Here is a 16,748-nt window from a genome sequence, read left to right on the forward strand (position 1 = left end):
CTCCTTTAGAAACTTTCCCATTCCTCAGAATCATCCGGTGCTGGCGCAGTGACTTCTTTGATCTTTGCTGCAGGGGATTTGCTTGTGCTGACTGTTGAGCCAGAGCGTCGTGAAGACTTTGATGGAAGTGCCGCAACGGTGTCATCTTCCACTACCATATCGGCTGCACTAAGTTTGAAGGTTGCCACGCGGTCTGACAGCGACGATGCTTGCTGGCGCATGCTTTCAGCTGCAGCGGCGGCCTGTTCAACCAGGGCGGCATTCTGCTGCGTCATTTCATCCATTTGGGTTACCGCTTTACTGATCTCCTGGATACCATTGGACTGTTCAGAAGAAGCCGCAGCAATTTCTGACATGATGTCGTTGACCCGTTTGATCGACGTTACTACTTCGCCCATGGTGTCGCCGCTTTGTTTAACCAGCAAATTACCGCTACCAATTTTATCTACAGAATCGGAAATCAACTCTTTAATATCTTTGGCTGCTTCAGCAGAGCGTTGCGCCAGTGTTCTCACTTCCGATGCGACAACCGCAAAGCCGCGCCCTTGTTCGCCGGCTCGTGCAGCTTCTACCGCAGCGTTTAACGCAAGAATATTGGTTTGGAAGGCAATGCCGTCAATCACACCGATGATGTCAGATATTTTCTGCGCAGAGTCGTTAATGCTGGCCATGGTTTCCACTACACGCTGAATCATGTTGCCACCATTCACCGCGATGGTGGATGCCTGTGAGGCAAGGCTGTTGGCCTGTTCCGCGTTTTCCGCATTCAGGCGCACAGTGCCAGTGAGTTCTTCCATAGAAGAGGCGGTTTCCTCCAGACTGGAAGCTTGTTGCTCGGTGCGACTGGAGAGGTCGGCGTTACCGCTGGCAATTTCACCCGAGGCGCCGCGTATCATTTCTACGGCGTGATTGATTCGTGAAATAGTCACGCGCATATCTTTGATGAATTGATTTATGGACTCGCCAAGGACCTTAAATTCACCTTCAAATTCGTGCTCGATTTCGCATGTGAGGTCGCCCTTCGCCAGTTGCGTCATCACTTGTTTGATGTCGTAAACAGCGGTGGTACGTGCGGTAATATCAGATGCGTATTTCACCACGCGGAACGGTTTACCATTCTGGTTTAAAATGGGGTTATAGGAAGCCTGTATCCAGATTTCATTGCCACTTTTGCCAATGCGACGGAATTCGCCGGCTTGATAAACACCGTGTTTCAGTTGGTCCCAGAACGAACGGTAATCGTTGCTGTTGCGGATCTCCTGATCAACAAACATGCTGTGGTGCTTACCTTTAATTTCCGGCAGCGTATAGCCCACAGTGTTGAGGAAGTTTTCGTTAGCATCCAGAATCATGCCGTCCATATCAAACTCAATAACCGCTTGGGATTTGCCGATAGCTTCAATCTGGCCTTCAAAATACGCGGTTCGCAGCTTCTCTTCTGTAATGTTTGAGGCGTATTTCACAATTTTGAAAACGTTGCCGTCCATATCCAAGATAGGATTGTAAGACGCCTGGATCCACACTTCCTCACCGGCTTTGTTTATTCGCTTAAACTCACCAGAAAAGAACTTGCCGCGTTTGAGTGACGCCCAAAACTCACTGTATTCTTCTGAACCACGGGTTTCTTTATCAACAAACATACGGTGATGTTTATCTTTGATTTCATCGAGTGTGTAGCCAACGGTATTGAGGAAGTTATCGTTTGCCCACTGAATAATGCCGTCAACATTAAACTCAATGACCGCCTGTGACTTACCAATTGCCTGAATTTGCCCTTCAAAATACGCATTTTTCAGCTTTTGTTCGGTGATGACGTTGGCGTAACTGACTATTTTGAAAACCTTGCCGTTCATATCCAGAATAGGGTTATACGAGGCTTGAATCCAAATCTCGTTTCCACCCTTCGCGACATGTTTATATTCACCTGATTTAAAGCTGCCCGCGCGAAGCTCATTCCAGAAATTACCGTAAGACTGGCTAATTTTCTCGGCGGGTTCGAGGAACATGCTGTGATTCTGGCCTTTCACTTCGTCGAGATTGTATGCAAGTGCCACCAGGAAGTTGTCGTTCGCCCAGAGAATGTTGCCGGTAGTGTCATATTCAACAACAGCCTGAGACTTACTGATAGCTTCTATCTGACCGGAGTAATCCGCATTTTTCAGCTTTTCTTTGGTAATTTCAGTGGCAAATTCAACCACCTTGCTCACTTTGCCCGCCGTATCGAAAATGGGATTGTAGGAAGCCTGGATCCAGAACTCTTTGCTGTCTTTACCGAAACGCTGGTATTCGCCAGAGTCGAGTTCACCGCGGCGAAGCTTGTCCCAGAAGTCTCTATAGTCATTATTTTGCACGGATTCGGGTTTTACAAATGCGCTTTGGTGCTTGCCAATAGCCTCTTCCCGGGTGAAACCTGTGAGTTTGAGGAAGTTCTCGTTCACATCTATCAGTTCACCCTCTGGCGTGTATTCGGCCAACGCCTGGGCGCGATGTAGTGCGTCAAGCATACCGCTTTTAAGCAGCAGCTCGGTTTGATCTACCCATTCCACCATGGTGCCGATGGACTCGCCTTCTTCGTCTTTCATCGGTGTAAGCGTGAGCTTAAAATTGACTTTCCCCACCAGAATGCTCGACGTCATTGGTTTTTTTAATTCGGCCAGAATATTCTTCTGATGCATCGGATTCTTGTGAAACTGATCAATGCTCTCGCCAATGAGGTTATCCGCTGAGAAATGGGGGAGGGCTTTTTGTAACTCTGCTTCATTATCTTTAAGCAGTTTTTTTACCGCATTATTCGCATAAATAATGTTGCGGTCAGCATCAGCCATCATGATGCAGCAAGTCGATGCATCTACAGCTTGGGATTTACGTAGCAACTGAACCCGGTGTTCCCGTGATGCTTCAGTGTTAATCCAATCGAACATACCCATAGTGTTCAGACCTCTTCTTTCGCGAGCGTCTTATCTACCAAACCAAGTTCACCACTTGAAATAAGCTGCTCAATATTAACTAAAATGATCATGCGATCATCAACGGTAGCCAGGCCTTTAAGAAACCGGCTATCAAAAATAACGCCAAAATCGGGGGGGGGCCGAACTTCGTCTTCGGTCAGTCGCACAACGTCAGAAACACCGTCTACCACAATACCAATCACGCGATTGTGAACATGCAACATGATGACAATGGTGAATTCGTTATAGGTGGGGTTAGGAATATTAAATTTGATCCGTAAATCGATAATCGGAACGATATCACCACGCAAATTGAGCACTCCCTTAATAAACGCCGGTGCATTAGCGATGGGAGTGACCTTTTCATAGCCACGGATTTCTTTTACCGATGTGATATCGAGGGCGTAATGCTCATCGCTGAGAATAAAGCTCAGATATTCCTGAACATCTTTTGCCTGCATGTGGTCACGGCCGTTACTCATGATGCTTTCTCCTCCTCGTAAACCGGACGACAAAGATCGGCAATGGCGTCAGCATCAAGGATCATGGCAACACGACCATCGCCCATAATGGTTGCACCTGAAATGCCGGGAACCTTGCGATAATGTTGCTCAAGACTCTTAATAACGACTTGCTGTTGGCCAAGCAAGGCGTCAACTTGAATGGCAAACCGTCGCTTACTGCTTTCGAGTAGCACCACTATGCCTTCTGTTGGATTATCGATGGCATCGTCTACGTGCATCATTTCGTGAATGGCAATGAGTGGCCAGTATTGCTCTCGAATCCAGAGCAGGTTTTCGTTGCCAATTAACTTGAGTTGTTCAGGCAGTGGCTGCAATGATTCGATGATATTCACCAGCGGGATCACGAAGGTTTGGTTGCCCACCGCGGCACAAATACCATCGACGATGGCCAGTGTGAGAGGTAAGTGAATATGGAAAGCTGAGCCATAACCTTTGGTGGATTCAATTTCGATACGGCCACCGATGGCTTCAATATTTCGTCTTACCACGTCCATGCCCACACCGCGCCCTGACACATCTGTAACTTCAGCGGCAGTGGAGAAGCCAGGTTGGAAAATCAATAGCCATACTTCGCTGTCGGGCATGTCTGGAGAAACGGGAAGGCCGTTTTCAGTCGCTTTCGCCAAAATCCGTTCGCGGCTTAAACCCGCGCCGTCATCAATAATACTGATAACAATTGAGCTGCCGCGTTGTGCCGCTCGCAGAATAACCGTACCTTTCTCAAGCTTACCTGAGGCTTTTCTTACGTCAGGCTTTTCTACACCATGGTCAATACTGTTTCTCACCAAGTGAGTGAGCGGGTCGACCAGTTTTTCAATCATGCTCTTATCAATTTCAGTGTTACCACCTTCAATAATAAGGTCGACTTGTTTACCCAGTTTGCTAGATAAATCTCTCACAACCCGCGGGAATCGGTTAAAGGTCATATTCACTGGCAGCATACGCATCGACATTGCCGATTCCTGAATTTCTCGGGTATTGCGCTGCAATTCTACGATGGCGGTCTGTAATTTCTGGCCAACCGCGCCGCTTACTTCATCACCAATCATTGAAAGCATTGATTGAGTAATGACGAGCTCACCTACCAGGTTAACCATGGCATCAATTTTTAAGGTATCGACACGAATAGAAGACGCTTCTGCTTGTTTAGCAGCGGGCTTTTTGGTTTTCGCGGCCTTAGCTTTTGCCTTTTCGGCAGCTTTCGCAGCGTCTTCCTGTGCTGCTTTGGCATCTTCGTTCACCGCTTCTAGTGGTTTAAAGAAGCCATATCCAGCTTTCTCTTCTGCCGTTGCTGGTGGCGCGGGTTCGTCATCGAAAAAGCCAAATCCGTCAATGTCATCGTTTTTTGACGCTGCTTCAGTAGGGGCGGGTTGGGCCTCAGTGGCTGCCTCAGGTTCATCATCAAAAAAGCCGAAACCGTCAATATCGTCATCTGCTGAAGCGCTTTCTGTCTGCGCCTCATCTTGCGCTACGCCTTCACTGGGAGCAGCTTGACCATCAGCTTCGGCGAGGGCTTTTTCTAATGCCGCCACACCGCTCTCAATTTCTGATGTGGGCAAATCGCTTTCTGTTTTGTATGCGTCGAGGATTGTTTTTAGCAGGTCGACGGTTTCAAGGAACAAATCGACAGTAGGCACACTGAGAGAAATTGTTTGCTTACGGGCTTTGTCCAGCAGGTTTTCCATGACATGGGTAAGGCCCGTCAGTGCGTCGAAGCCGAAAATTCCGCTACCGCCTTTAATCGAGTGGGCCGCTCTGAAGATGCTATTGAGTTGTTCAAGATCGGGATCTTCAACATCCAGCTCCATAAGAAGCTGCTCCATGTCATCCAGGTGCTCCTGACTTTCATCAAAGAAGACCGCGTGGAATTGTTCTATATCGATAGACATATTGACGTTTCCTGTACCAACTAAACGAGGACTTTACCTACCACAGCCAGTAACTTCGCCGGGTCAAAAGGCTTAACCATCCATCCTGTTGCTCCAGCGGCTTTCCCTTTCGCTTTCATGTCGTCGCCCGCTTCGGTGGTCAGAACAATAATTGGGGTACGCCCGTATGCTGACATGCCACGCAGGTTTTTGATCAGAGTAAGGCCGTCCATGCGGGGCATATTCTGATCCGTCAACACAAAATCGAAGCGCTTGCTTTTGCACTGGTCCAGTGCATCCTGCCCGTCTACAGCAGTGGTTACTGCATAGCTGGCTGTTTTAAGTGTTAATTCAACCATCTGACGAATTGATGGTGAGTCATCAACAATGAGGATGTTCTTACTCATATTACTCCCGGCGTTCTTAACGTTTCGCACCTTCTCGTGCGCGGACAAATATTTCGACTTGGTAAAGTCGCTCTGGCGTTAAAACAACTCGATATCACCTGCATCTACGCTACTTGCTGACACTGGGTTGTGGTCAAGATTGGCGCGGTTTTTCATGCTGCTTTGAAAGTCGTCCAGGTTTTTATTCACCTGACTCGCATTCCGTTGCCCCAGCAATGGCAGTTGTTCGTTTACTATAGAAAGCATTTCTTCAGAGTAGGTCAGATTCTGACCGTTTATATCGCCAAACTGCATGCCGCGAATTGCTGATCCAATAGCAGCATCAAGTTGACCCGAAATACCTTCTAACGTGGTGGTGGTTTCGGCATCGCTCTCGGCTTTAACGATAATGGCGTCGAGCTCGCCCTGAATGTCGCGTTTGGCAGTAATGATGTAACTGGTGTCTTGCGCGGCGAGGGTTCTCACATCCTGGGTGAGTTCATCGATTTGTACACCAATGTTTTCCATTTGTTTCTTAATTACGCCACTGAACTGCGTTGAACGATTAGATAGCGCGCGTACTTCATCTGCTACCACCGCAAACCCGCGTCCGGCCTCGCCAGCACGTGCCGCTTCAATGGCTGCATTCAATGCCAACAAGTTGGTTTGAGCCGAAATATCGTCGATATCACCCAGGGCTTTTAATACCGTAGGCATGGTGTCGTAGATGCGGTTAACTTTTTCTAAAATAGTGGTGGTGCCTTCAGAAATTTGCTCAGTGGAGGCAAGAAATTTGTCCAGTGACTTTTCTGTTTCATCAGCGAAGGTGCGCATACGGTTTGAATACATCTCACCGCTGTCAGAGTCGGCCTGGATAAGGCGTGTAATACAACCATTTTGTTCACCTACCAAGCGCTGTAAATTTAAAAATGCTTCGGTGAGTGTGGTAACGGCATCGTTTTGGGTATTTAAAATGTCACCCAGATTTTTTTCGCACTCGTTGAGTATGCCTGACATGCGATCTGCCGCACTCGACAGGTCTGAATCATTAGCGGAAGAGGTAAAAACAGGTTCTGAGACGCTCGCTTCATAAGGTTCTGATGCAGTAGCAGGTTCGGATGCCGGTAATCGTGAAGATAAAAACACTCCTGCTGCGGCAATGACAACGGCCAGATAAGTCAGACCAACAGAAACCAGAACGAGTCCCACAACGAGACTGACTATGGCTCCAATAATTGTTATGCGTGGTGTATTTGTAAGTTCGCCCATATTTAGTCTGCTACTCATCTAAATGCTTTTTTGAAGGTTCTACTGCTGCACGTTACTGGCACAATTCAAGTAATTTGAATTCATGTGCACAGATATTCCGTTAATTGCCGACATTTCGAAATTGTCTGATTTGTCGTCAGTAGTGCGTTAATTTAGTTATAGACAAGAATTTCAGTATTGAAAGAAATGAAGAAAAAAATTTCTTATTCGTCAGGGGCGTTTTGAGGTTTATGTTTAAAACGGTTTTGGTGGAGAATTGACGTAACGTTGTTGTGTTCAATATTTTTGTAAATAGGCGATTTTGTTGAGAGTAGGCACTAACTTTTGTTTTTTGCTGGTTGATTAAGACTTACGATGTTAGGTATGGCTTTTACCCACATTTAGAACGTACGCATACGTGTTTTTTTTGAGTTGAGCATGGTGTAAACGCGTCATACTGACCCCGAATTAATGTTATGGCGCTGCGCGTATGGCGTGTTTTTTGTCTTATGGTGGCGTTTAAATTTACTCTTTAGAGCAAAAAATAAGGTCGACAAACGTCGACCTTATCGTCAATTCATTCCGTTCTTAGCGATTAGAATGTGTAATTTAACTTGGTGTAGTAGTAACCACCTTGCCAGTCAACAATAGAGCTTGCGCGGTAGATTGAACCACAGCACTCGTCACCCGTGGTATCTGGATCGGGGTATTCATCAAAGATATTCCGTGCACCAGCACTTAACGACAAGCTCTCGCTAATATGGTACGTCGCTTCCAGATCGAACTGTACTTCTGCACCGTAAGTCTGAATAAACGTGCCACCATCAGCCATGTTTTCGTATTCGCCGTAGTAGTTCATACGCGCCACCAGGAGCCAGTCTTCATAGTTATGTTTAACCGACACCACAGCGCGGGTTTCAGGCATACTGTTTTCGAAGTCGAATCTATCAGACGCGTTAAAGAAGCCTTCTGGATCAGCATCGATAGTACTGGTGTTGTAGTTCAGTGAACCCATGATGGTGGTTGCACCAATGTCCGACTCCATGTTGTATGTTGCAACAACATCTACACCTTCTGTAGTGGTATCAAACGCGTTCTGGAAGAAGAACACACCACCAATTGAAGCGGCACCCGCTACGCCAGCATTATCCAGCGCAAGGTAGCGCTCATAATCGGAAGGATCTTCTGCATCCGGGTTGTTAGACACATCTAACGTGGAAACGGAGTTCAGGCGATCTTCCAGTTCAATGTTGTAGTAATCGACTGTTAGCGTGAAGTCACCGTACTCAGCGGTTAAACCCAGCGTAAAGTTGGTCGATTTTTCAGGCGCAAGCGGGCTTGCCCCCAAGGCTTGTGCGACGTCGCTACTGGCTGGGAATAGGCCCGTTGCTACTGGCAGACCATTAGGCAGACGAGTTGAAACGTTGGTGGTACCTTGCTGACCCGGAGTTGGGGCGCGGAAACCAGTACCGTACGATGAACGTACTGCAATTTCGTCAGTGATTTGATAAATCGCGGCAACTTTATAAACCAGTTCTGAACCGAAGTCAGAATAATCTTCATAGCGTAATGCTGCTTGGGCAAAAATCTCATCTGTGATGTCGCCAGAAACATCGGCGTACACAGCGTAAGAATCCCGGGTGTATTCACCTGAGAACTCTGGTGAGTAACCAGGGAAGCCGTTCGAACCCACACCAACAACAGTATAAACAGGGTCATTTTCGTCGGCACAATCCAGCCCTGCTACGGTAGCGCCCAGGTCTGTAGGAACATCGCCGTTACAGAATCCCCATGGATCAGGACCAGCATAAGGACCTGCGAAGTAAGAGTCGACTTCACCGCCAGAGATATCATACGATTCATCCAGGTAGCTTAAACCGAAAGCGAGAATGTAGTTTTCAAGATCGTAGGTAAAGTCAGCTTGTAATTGCTTTTCTTCGTTAGTCAGTGAACCCGGTTTAAAAGAAGTGGGCGACTCGTTACCCATCGACGGGTTAACTGTGTTAGATAGGGTGTAGTCGATTTCACTCGAGCCAATACGACCACTTACATCGTAAGTCCAGTTACCGGTCATGCCTTTAACACCGCCAACAAATGAGTAGTCGGTCATGTCACCAAAGAAACGAGGCGTAAAGCCGCCAGGGAAGAATTCCAGTGGGCTCCAGACTGTACCGTCTTCAAGACGAATATCTTCAATGGTGCCGTTGCCTGGATAGCGGTAGTAGAAAGAACCATCACCTTCAGTTTTGGAATAATTACCGAACGCATATAACTCGACTTCGTCAGTAATCGTGTAGCCTGAGTTAAAGAAGAACCGTTGACCACTGTTATTAGGTTGACCCCAAGGCTGCACCTCATCTGACCCATGTATGGCATTCGCGCTAGCCAATGCATCGGCAATATATTCATCAGATTGGTCGGTTACACAAAACCACTCTTCGCAATATTGTTCACCGCGGTAGGTCGCATCGGCATCAGTAATTTCAGCAGAAATACTCAAAAAACCATTGTCACCTAACGCAAAACCTTTGTTACCACTAATAACGAATTGATCACCGTCGCCTTCGTAGTATTGGCCCCACTCTGCAGACAATGAACCGCCTTCGTCATTGTTCTTCAACTGAAAGTTGATAACACCGGCTATTGCATCCGAGCCGTATTGTGCTGCGGCACCGTCACGAAGTACTTCAACTGAGCCAATTGCAGCTGTTGGTATAGTTGCAAGATCTGGCCCCTGCGTACCAGAGCCGCCAATTTCCACCAGCGCGGCACGATGGCGACGCTTTGAGTTTACCAGTACAAGTGTTTTATCCGTAGGCAGACCACGCAATGTTGCCGGACGAATAAAGGTACCACCATCGGAAATAGGCTGACGAGAAAGTGAATAAGATGGAACGAGTGTTTTCATAACATCGTTCATATCGGAGAATGCAACGCCTTCCATATCTTCAGCGGTGAGAACGTCTACAGGAACCGGAGAACTGGTGACTGAACGCGGAGCACCACGTGCACCAACAACTGCGATTTTCTCCACGTTGGCATCAGATGCCGCGTCAGGAGTTTCTGTTTCTTGCGCATAAACCGATGGCGCCATTGCCATCGCTAACGTCATACCGGTTAATCCGGCATAAATTGACGCACTTAGTCTTTTTATTTTCATGTGTGTGTTCCCAGATTTTATTGCCTGATTACTTTTCTGTTTTAGGGCGCCGTTCCGGGAGTCGGTCATTGCGCCCAACCTTGGCTCACAGCAGCACCATTTGGATGCAATCAGTTGCAGACAGCGATGTGATGCTGCTTACTGCTGTGTAAAACCAGACTAAAAAATCGCGACTACTTCTAGGAAGAAAAAAGAATATTGAGGGCTATCGTAAAAATATTGAGCTAACTAAAAATCTTATATAAAACAGCGACTAATTAATGATCGCTGGTTTTGAAAAAAGTTTTCAGAGCGACACCAATAACGAAAAGTTAACAATTTACATCTGTCTATATCCCAGTTGGTGGCATGTAAGTTGCTGAACTATAAGTAAATATGAATGGTCACTTTTTGTCTAACATGGAGTTAAACAAATAGGAGATGGCAAGGCGGTTTGTTTTTAGTCAGGTGTAAATAGGCACGTCATGAATTCTAAGCAATTACAGTATTTTCTGACCACACTACAAAAAGGAAGTATAGCGGCTGCAGCGAGAGAACTGGATATTGCGCAGCCTGCCATTAGCCAACAACTGGCAAAGCTCGAACGCGAAATGGGCGTTTCTCTGTTACGCCGAAGTTTTAAAGGGGTATCGTTAACTGAAGCCGGGGAGTTGTTTGCCACCCATGCTCGGCGGCTGGTGGATGACATCAACGCTGCAAAAGCCGAATTACAACATCTGATTGCTGAGCAATCTGGCGTTATCAGGGTAGGTATGTTGGCGTCTATGAGCAATGTGTTGTCTATGTCGCTACTTTCTGAAGTAAAACGGTCAGCCAGTAAACTTAAATTGGATATCAGCACTGGCCCGTCGTATTCGGTAAAGAGCTGGTTGGAATCAAATCAAGTAGATATCGCGATTACTTATGAACAGGATCTTGATCCTAAGTTGATGGTCTGTGAGCCACTCATTGAGGAATACATGCATTTGGTGGTGGGTATCAATGAGCAATCCGATACTTACCAGAAGCTTAAACATCGCGATGCGATTAAGTTTTGGGAATTAAGCCAATTTGAGCTTCTCACGCCAGGAGATCGTGATGCACTCGGTAAACTGATTCATGAATATGAGCATATTACCGGCGTGGCGTTGTGCCACAATACAGCTTATTCCGGTCATTTAATGACCGGCTTACGCCAACTCTTACAAGGCGAAGGGGCAATGATATTACCAACATCCGCCATTTTTCACTTAGAAGAAAGCGGGTTAGTGAAAGCGCTAAAAATTGAAGAGCCTGAAATGCGTCGAACCGTAACAATGGCAACAAATCGGAGTGCGTCATTAACCGATGCGAACTTGAAGATGCAGGAAGTCATTAGACGCGTGACAGCGATGGAGCAGAAGCTTCAGCATTGGCGAGGAGACTTAAAATGCCGTCAGCCTGCCATTGCTTGTGTCTGAACGGTTTCTGGTGATACTTCCTGCTCAGGTAGTCTGATATCAATACAAACGGGCAAGTGGTCTGAGAGCAGGCGAGTTTGTTGATTCTTAAGTCGCTTCACCCTTCGGGTTTTTATATTCGGCGAAGTCCATACTCTGTCTAGAGAGAAGATAGGGAAGTTGCTAGGAAATGTAGCGCCTACTTTGTGTTGAATCAGAACCTCGTCAATCGCTTTGAATGCCTTGGTGAAAAACTGCCATTCGTTGAAATCACCGGCGAGCACCAAGGGCACTGGGCGGTCTGTAATACGTTTTTCAATATATTCGTGAAGTTTGGCGAACTGCGAGCGACGCTCCTGTTTTTTTAGTCCTTTATGCGTATTAATAACGGTAAGCGGGCCAGACGGTGTCAGCAGCTCAACGGCCTGAACATTCCGCGGTTGAAAACCATCCATGCTTACATCCAGCGTTTCGTTACTAATAACCGGGAAACGCGTGAGTACGGCGTTACCGTACCACCCGCTTTCAAGTTCAATGGCTGGTGAGGGAACTAACTCAAATACTTGGCTGGCACATATATCTCGCACATCAGTGCTGATATCCCGGTGTTCAGGACGGGTATCCATTTCCTGAAGCAATACGATATCTGCGCCAATCTCAGCCAGGTAACTTCCTATTCTGCGATAGTCATGCTTATTATCTCTTCCCACACCGCTATGAATGTTATAGGTAACTATGCGACACATTCTTCACCCTTAGTTTTATCTACTTGCTGCTGCTTACGAGCCTGATAAGACTTTGCCAGTTTTTGTGACCCCCAAATCATCAGGCCCCACAAAACGATACCGCCGACAAGGTAGCTGATGGTCTCAGGAGACGGGTTGCGGAAAATTTGCGTGATGGAATCTCCCACCAAACCTTTAGCAATCATGGGTGGAAACATACCAAGGAAGGTACCTACCAAAAATTGCATTAGGCCGATGGACGATATCCCAGCGACTAAATTCACTAAACTAAACGGTGCAATAGGCAGCATGCGAATGGCTGCAACCCCAACGATACCGCTGGTTTTCAACTTGGCATCTACCGCTTCAACTTTGGGACCGCCGATTTTTCGCAGGCCAGCGTTACCGGCTACTTTACCTACACCGAACATACTGGCTGAACTGAGGAGCGCACCGAGGATGCCATACAGCGGCCCCCAAATAGGACCAAATATGGCTGAAACCGCCAAGGACATAACGGTAACGGGAAAGAAGAAGAATCCGCCGACTACGTAAACCATCAGTACGGTAGGCAGGGCAAAATACGTACCCCGACTTTCTTCTAGGAAAGCGTTGATATTGTCGGTAGACAGCCACGGAATGAAGTGGCTGGCGATGACCAAAGCCGCAGCTAACGCGGCAATCACCATCACGCCGATGCCAATCATTATCGTACGACGACGAGGGTTACGTATTGGCATGGCTTCACCGCCTAAAGTTGGTAGAGGAGGGATGAGCGGTTCTTCAGGGTCGGATAAACGAGAAAAGAAGTTTTGCCCGGTTTCCTGATCAGTGAAGATTTCATCATGTACCTGCGTAAGCACATAACCATGAGCAAGTTGGCCTTCCATCAAGGCCCTTACCGGATTAGGTTCTTCCATAAGCGCTGCAACCTGATCAACAGTACGTCCGGTATGTTCAGCCAATAGATCGTTGCGGATACGAGCCACTTCACGGCGGTTCTCTTCATTGTTACCAAACAGCACCATATCAATTTCGGTGTCCAGTGACATTGAACGGTTGCTGATGTTCGACGACCCAATCACTGCGTAGCTATCATCGATAGTCATCACTTTGGAGTGGATACGTTTGGTTGCGTGTTGGCCGTGTTCGTCTGTGATTGAAGAATAGGTCATCACCACACGCTCAGGGTCGACGCCTTTCTCTAAGATTTTCTTAAATTCAATACGGCCAGCCCAGAACGCCTCGCATTCAAACTTACCCTTAGGCTCGTAAGAACTCACGATCACGACGTGTAAATCTGGCTTTTCTTTCATGCGACGGTTCAACGCCTCCGCAATTTCTTGCCGCGAAGTGAACTGGTTTTCGATATAAATGATGCGCTCGGCTTCGGAAATAAGATCCAGCAGCATGTGGCGCACTTCCTGAACAGGCTCTACCTCGTCCATAAAGGGAATGGTGCGGGCAAGCGCACAGTCAACTTTGCGGAACCATGGCTCAAAATCTTCTGGCCATGCTTCGGGAAGGGGAGCGTCGATGTCCGTTTTCGCATCTTCACGAATAGTAATAGGCTTTTCTTCTGCAACACGTAGCCAACGCCAGCGTACTAATTCGCTAAACCGCGCAACCACAGGCCCCGCAGAGACAATTTGAACATCGTGAAGAGGCGTATAAGGGCCATCAGGTCCGTTACGTTCTTCACTTTCAATGGGATGGTCGCGGGTGTCCCAGCGATTGGTGGAAATGTCCATGCCGCCAGAAAAAACCAATTCATCATCAATGACGATGATTTTCTGGTGCTGACTGCCTCCCATGGGGATGGTGTCATCTAATTCCGTAAGCACGTTATCGGGCGTTTTCTCGTCCCAGACTTCTTTTGCCCACATTTCTCGTTGAGCAAAAAACGCCAGCGATGAATCCCAGCGTAATAGATAAATTTTCATGTCCGGGTTTTGCTCAGCTTTCCACGCGAGCAAGTCACTCACTACCGAAGGCGCTTCTGAATTTGCTTCATCTTCGCCACGGAGTAATCGTATGCGGCTATCGATATCCCAGCCGACAATAAAGATGCTGTGTTTAGCCTTCAAAATGGCAGAGTGAAGAGCTTTGTAGTAGTTACCACAGTCAATCAGTGGGGTTGCAAAGCTCGCCTGACTGGTTGCCCAGCAGTTTTCTCCCTGCTTGAATATCGAGTTAGTTGCTGACATTGTTCCTCCTCATGCCAACCCGGAATGAGTGTTTCAATTACAAATGAGTGAAAGGTTGCAGAATATGTTCCAGTTTCGAAACCGCGCGAGCTAATTGTAAGTTGCTGAATTACCGTGACTAAATTCTTTTCAAAGAAGTGTGCAGTGTGAGCCAATCCTGTACACAAGGAAACTTTTCTGCAGCGTTTGTAGATTTTGCTTACTGAAATTGTATCAGTCTAATTAATGGAAGACGGGCAAAGCGTGGGAAGGTTAATTGCGGTTAAAACGAAAATAGGCCAGCGATGCTGACCTATTTAATTCTACTATTAGAACCGGTACTCAACACCGACACTTGCCTGATTCAGATCTGTGTCGAAATCGGTATCACTGAAATTATCCGCCAACTCTCCGGCGTCTAAATCAGCGTCATACACGGTGTATTCAGCATTTACCAGGAAGTTCTTAGTAATGTTGTAGGATAAGCCGGCGCCAATGAAGAGGCTTTCGTCATCATAGCTGCCAGAAACGCCACCGACGTTGTAGTCTGACTCCCACCACAGTTGCCCTGCTTTGGCATACACAGAGAAACGATTAGTTATTGGCAAAATACCCTTCACGGCTGTTGTGTAACCGTCTGAGTCTGCCCGCGACAGGTTGTTACCATAATCACCGAAGTCAATGTAAGAGCCTTCGACAGCGATGTAGCGGTTAAATCGATAGCCGACTAAACCCTGCCAAACATCATTGTCATCGTCGAAATCATCGTGGCCATCTACGTTCAGATAACCGTAGTTACCGCCAACATAAAAGCCGGCGTCGTCTTGCCAAGGCGTATCCAAAGATTGTGCCTGAGAGCCGAAAGTAGCCAGAGAAGTGAGTGCAGCGATACCCGCGATTGCTTTTAATGAAATTTTCATTATCTATGTCCTCAAAATGAATGTAGCAGAAGGAATGCGCTGTAGTGATCCCGGAAAAAATAAGAAGGATCAGAGAATGTCGTTAAGGCAAAAAGCGCAATCCAGTATCGCTTAAACAGCATCAAGTACTGTGCCATACATTGGTGTATGTAAAATGAACGGTTTTAACCGTAAAACAGTACTTTTTGTCTGCTTTGTGAACACTTGCGGTATTTCTAATGAAACTGCTTCAAACCAGATTGTATCTATTACAGGGAAAGTGCTTTCGTATTTGAAACAAATCTGCCATTGCTTTATTTTTCTAATCCAGATGATGCAGAATGCCCATTTACCAAATCACGGACGACCTGCCCATGAAACGACTCTACTTTTTTATATTGTTCCTTTTCCTGAATGGAGACTTCGCGTTGGCTGATAATTGGACCCGCACTGAAATCGATTTATATCCAAATGGGATCCCCGGAGAAATAAGTCACGCGACGTCTGAATATGTTGGCAGGCAAACGGTGGGCGATCAGTCTGTAGTGGCGGTGGATAAACCTGAATTGACAATGGTTGCACCACAGCCGGAGGCGCGTACCGGTGCGGCGGTACTGATCATGCCAGGCGGCGGTTACCAACATCTTGCTATCGACAAGGAAGGCTTTAAGGTTGCTGAGCGTTTTGCTGAAGCTGGTGTAACCGCATTTGTTTTGAAGTATCGCATGCCTCTTGCGGCCAACATGGACAATCCGTCTACCGGACCCTTGCAAGATGCACAGCAGGCTATGACGGTAATTCGCAAGAATGCGGAAAAATGGGGTCTGAATAATGAACGTATTGGCGTTATGGGATTTTCAGCCGGTGGGCATCTGGCCTCTACCGTTGCAACACATTTCAAGAAACCGGTGCAAGCGGTTCATAGCCGAAAGGGATTGCGTCCGGATTTTCAAGTTCTGATTTACCCGGTTGTTTCAATGACTGACGGCGTTACCCATGAAGGTTCAAGAACCTCTCTGCTGGGCGACAACTACGATAAAGGGATGATCCAACGCTTTTCTGCTGAGATGAATGTAACGACCAATACGCCGCCTGCTTTCATTGTTCACGCTAACGATGATAAAGCGGTGCCAGTAACCAACGCGCTTAATTATCACCGTGCATTGGTTAACAAGCGTGTTCCTGTGCAAATGTTACTCTTGCCAGACGGCGGTCATGGCTTTGGAATGCGCCATCCCATCGACTGGTTTGAAACTATGCTGTCGTGGATGAAAGCGTATGGAATGTTCGATGAAAAAACCTCTTAAACTACACTCAGAATATCCAGTAATTTTAAAATATTAAGTCGGTTAAGTTGTTAACCGACACCTCTCATCTGCTTTTCAG

At 47.0% G+C, this 16,748-nt stretch carries 11 protein-coding genes; 2 read left to right on the forward strand and 9 right to left on the reverse strand.

All coding sequences use genetic code 11. The annotated features are described in order from the left end of the window. Window positions 1–5: 5 nt before the first annotated feature. The 6 genes from BFC18_RS22050 to BFC18_RS14735 form a co-directional block, all read right to left on the reverse strand. Window positions 6–2,927: a methyl-accepting chemotaxis protein gene (locus BFC18_RS22050; protein WP_070126322.1), complete on the reverse strand. Its 2,922-nt coding sequence runs from the start codon at window positions 2,925–2,927 to the stop codon at window positions 6–8. A gap of 5 nt (window positions 2,928–2,932) precedes the next feature. Next, entirely contained in the window at window positions 2,933–3,430 is a 498-nt protein-coding gene (locus tag BFC18_RS14715; RefSeq protein ID WP_070126323.1) for a chemotaxis protein CheW, read from the reverse strand. Then, window positions 3,427–5,361 (reverse strand): chemotaxis protein CheA, encoded by a 1,935-nt coding sequence (locus BFC18_RS14720; RefSeq protein ID WP_070126324.1) that lies wholly within the window; start codon window positions 5,359–5,361, stop codon window positions 3,427–3,429. Before BFC18_RS14720 ends, BFC18_RS14715 begins: the two co-directional genes overlap by 4 nt. Window positions 5,362–5,381: 20 nt before the next feature. Further along, window positions 5,382–5,747, reverse strand: coding sequence for a response regulator (locus BFC18_RS14725; RefSeq protein ID WP_070126325.1), 366 nt, complete (start codon window positions 5,745–5,747; stop codon window positions 5,382–5,384). Window positions 5,748–5,825: 78 nt separating this feature from the next. Then, entirely contained in the window at window positions 5,826–6,995 is a 1,170-nt protein-coding gene (locus BFC18_RS21735) for a methyl-accepting chemotaxis protein (RefSeq protein WP_070126326.1), read from the reverse strand. A gap of 574 nt (window positions 6,996–7,569) precedes the next feature. Then, window positions 7,570–10,134 (reverse strand): TonB-dependent receptor plug domain-containing protein, encoded by a 2,565-nt coding sequence (locus BFC18_RS14735; RefSeq protein WP_070126361.1) that lies wholly within the window; start codon window positions 10,132–10,134, stop codon window positions 7,570–7,572. 464 nt (window positions 10,135–10,598) lie between these two features. On the opposite strand from BFC18_RS14735, the gene BFC18_RS14740 reads away from it, so the two are divergent. Continuing rightward, window positions 10,599–11,573 (forward strand): LysR family transcriptional regulator, encoded by a 975-nt coding sequence (locus tag BFC18_RS14740; RefSeq protein ID WP_070126327.1) that lies wholly within the window; start codon window positions 10,599–10,601, stop codon window positions 11,571–11,573. Here the strand turns inward: BFC18_RS14740 and BFC18_RS14745 are convergent. From BFC18_RS14745 to BFC18_RS14755, 3 genes are all read right to left on the reverse strand, one after another. Next, window positions 11,549–12,298: an endonuclease/exonuclease/phosphatase family protein gene (locus BFC18_RS14745; protein ID WP_070126328.1), complete on the reverse strand. Its 750-nt coding sequence runs from the start codon at window positions 12,296–12,298 to the stop codon at window positions 11,549–11,551. The genes BFC18_RS14740 and BFC18_RS14745 overlap by 25 nt on opposite strands. Continuing rightward, on the reverse strand, window positions 12,286–14,484 hold the full coding sequence (locus tag BFC18_RS14750; protein ID WP_070126329.1) for a VTT domain-containing protein: 2,199 nt from the start codon (window positions 14,482–14,484) through the stop codon (window positions 12,286–12,288). Before BFC18_RS14750 ends, BFC18_RS14745 begins: the two co-directional genes overlap by 13 nt. 308 nt (window positions 14,485–14,792) lie before the next feature. After that, entirely contained in the window at window positions 14,793–15,383 is a 591-nt protein-coding gene (locus BFC18_RS14755; RefSeq protein WP_070126330.1) for a porin family protein, read from the reverse strand. Between the two features lie 353 nt (window positions 15,384–15,736). Here BFC18_RS14755 and BFC18_RS14760 point away from each other — a divergent pair, with 353 nt between their 5' ends. Further along, a complete protein-coding gene (locus BFC18_RS14760) occupies window positions 15,737–16,669 on the forward strand; it encodes an alpha/beta hydrolase (RefSeq protein ID WP_070126362.1) in 933 nt (310 codons plus the stop codon). The last annotated feature ends 79 nt before the right edge of the window (window positions 16,670–16,748 follow it).

Origin of the sequence: Alteromonas confluentis, from assembly GCF_001757105.1 — a bacterium.
Taxonomy (GTDB): domain Bacteria; phylum Pseudomonadota; class Gammaproteobacteria; order Enterobacterales; family Alteromonadaceae; genus Alteromonas; species Alteromonas confluentis.

Bases quoted from the DNA above. Each gene is read 5' to 3' on its own strand.
- BFC18_RS14760 (WP_070126362.1), top strand. From the start codon at position 15,737: ATGAAACGACTCTACTTTTTTATATTGTTCCTTTTCCTGAATGGAGAC.
- BFC18_RS14750 (WP_070126329.1), bottom strand. From the start codon at position 14,484: ATGTCAGCAACTAACTCGATATTCAAGCAGGGAGAAAACTGCTGGGCA.
- BFC18_RS14715 (WP_070126323.1), bottom strand. From the start codon at position 3,430: ATGAGTAACGGCCGTGACCACATGCAGGCAAAAGATGTTCAGGAATAT.
- BFC18_RS14735 (WP_070126361.1), bottom strand. From the start codon at position 10,134: ATGAAAATAAAAAGACTAAGTGCGTCAATTTATGCCGGATTAACCGGT.
- BFC18_RS14725 (WP_070126325.1), bottom strand. From the start codon at position 5,747: ATGAGTAAGAACATCCTCATTGTTGATGACTCACCATCAATTCGTCAG.
- BFC18_RS14740 (WP_070126327.1), top strand. From the start codon at position 10,599: ATGAATTCTAAGCAATTACAGTATTTTCTGACCACACTACAAAAAGGA.
- BFC18_RS22050 (WP_070126322.1), bottom strand. From the start codon at position 2,927: ATGGGTATGTTCGATTGGATTAACACTGAAGCATCACGGGAACACCGG.
- BFC18_RS21735 (WP_070126326.1), bottom strand. From the start codon at position 6,995: ATGGGCGAACTTACAAATACACCACGCATAACAATTATTGGAGCCATA.
- BFC18_RS14745 (WP_070126328.1), bottom strand. From the start codon at position 12,298: ATGTGTCGCATAGTTACCTATAACATTCATAGCGGTGTGGGAAGAGAT.
- BFC18_RS14755 (WP_070126330.1), bottom strand. From the start codon at position 15,383: ATGAAAATTTCATTAAAAGCAATCGCGGGTATCGCTGCACTCACTTCT.
- BFC18_RS14720 (WP_070126324.1), bottom strand. From the start codon at position 5,361: ATGTCTATCGATATAGAACAATTCCACGCGGTCTTCTTTGATGAAAGT.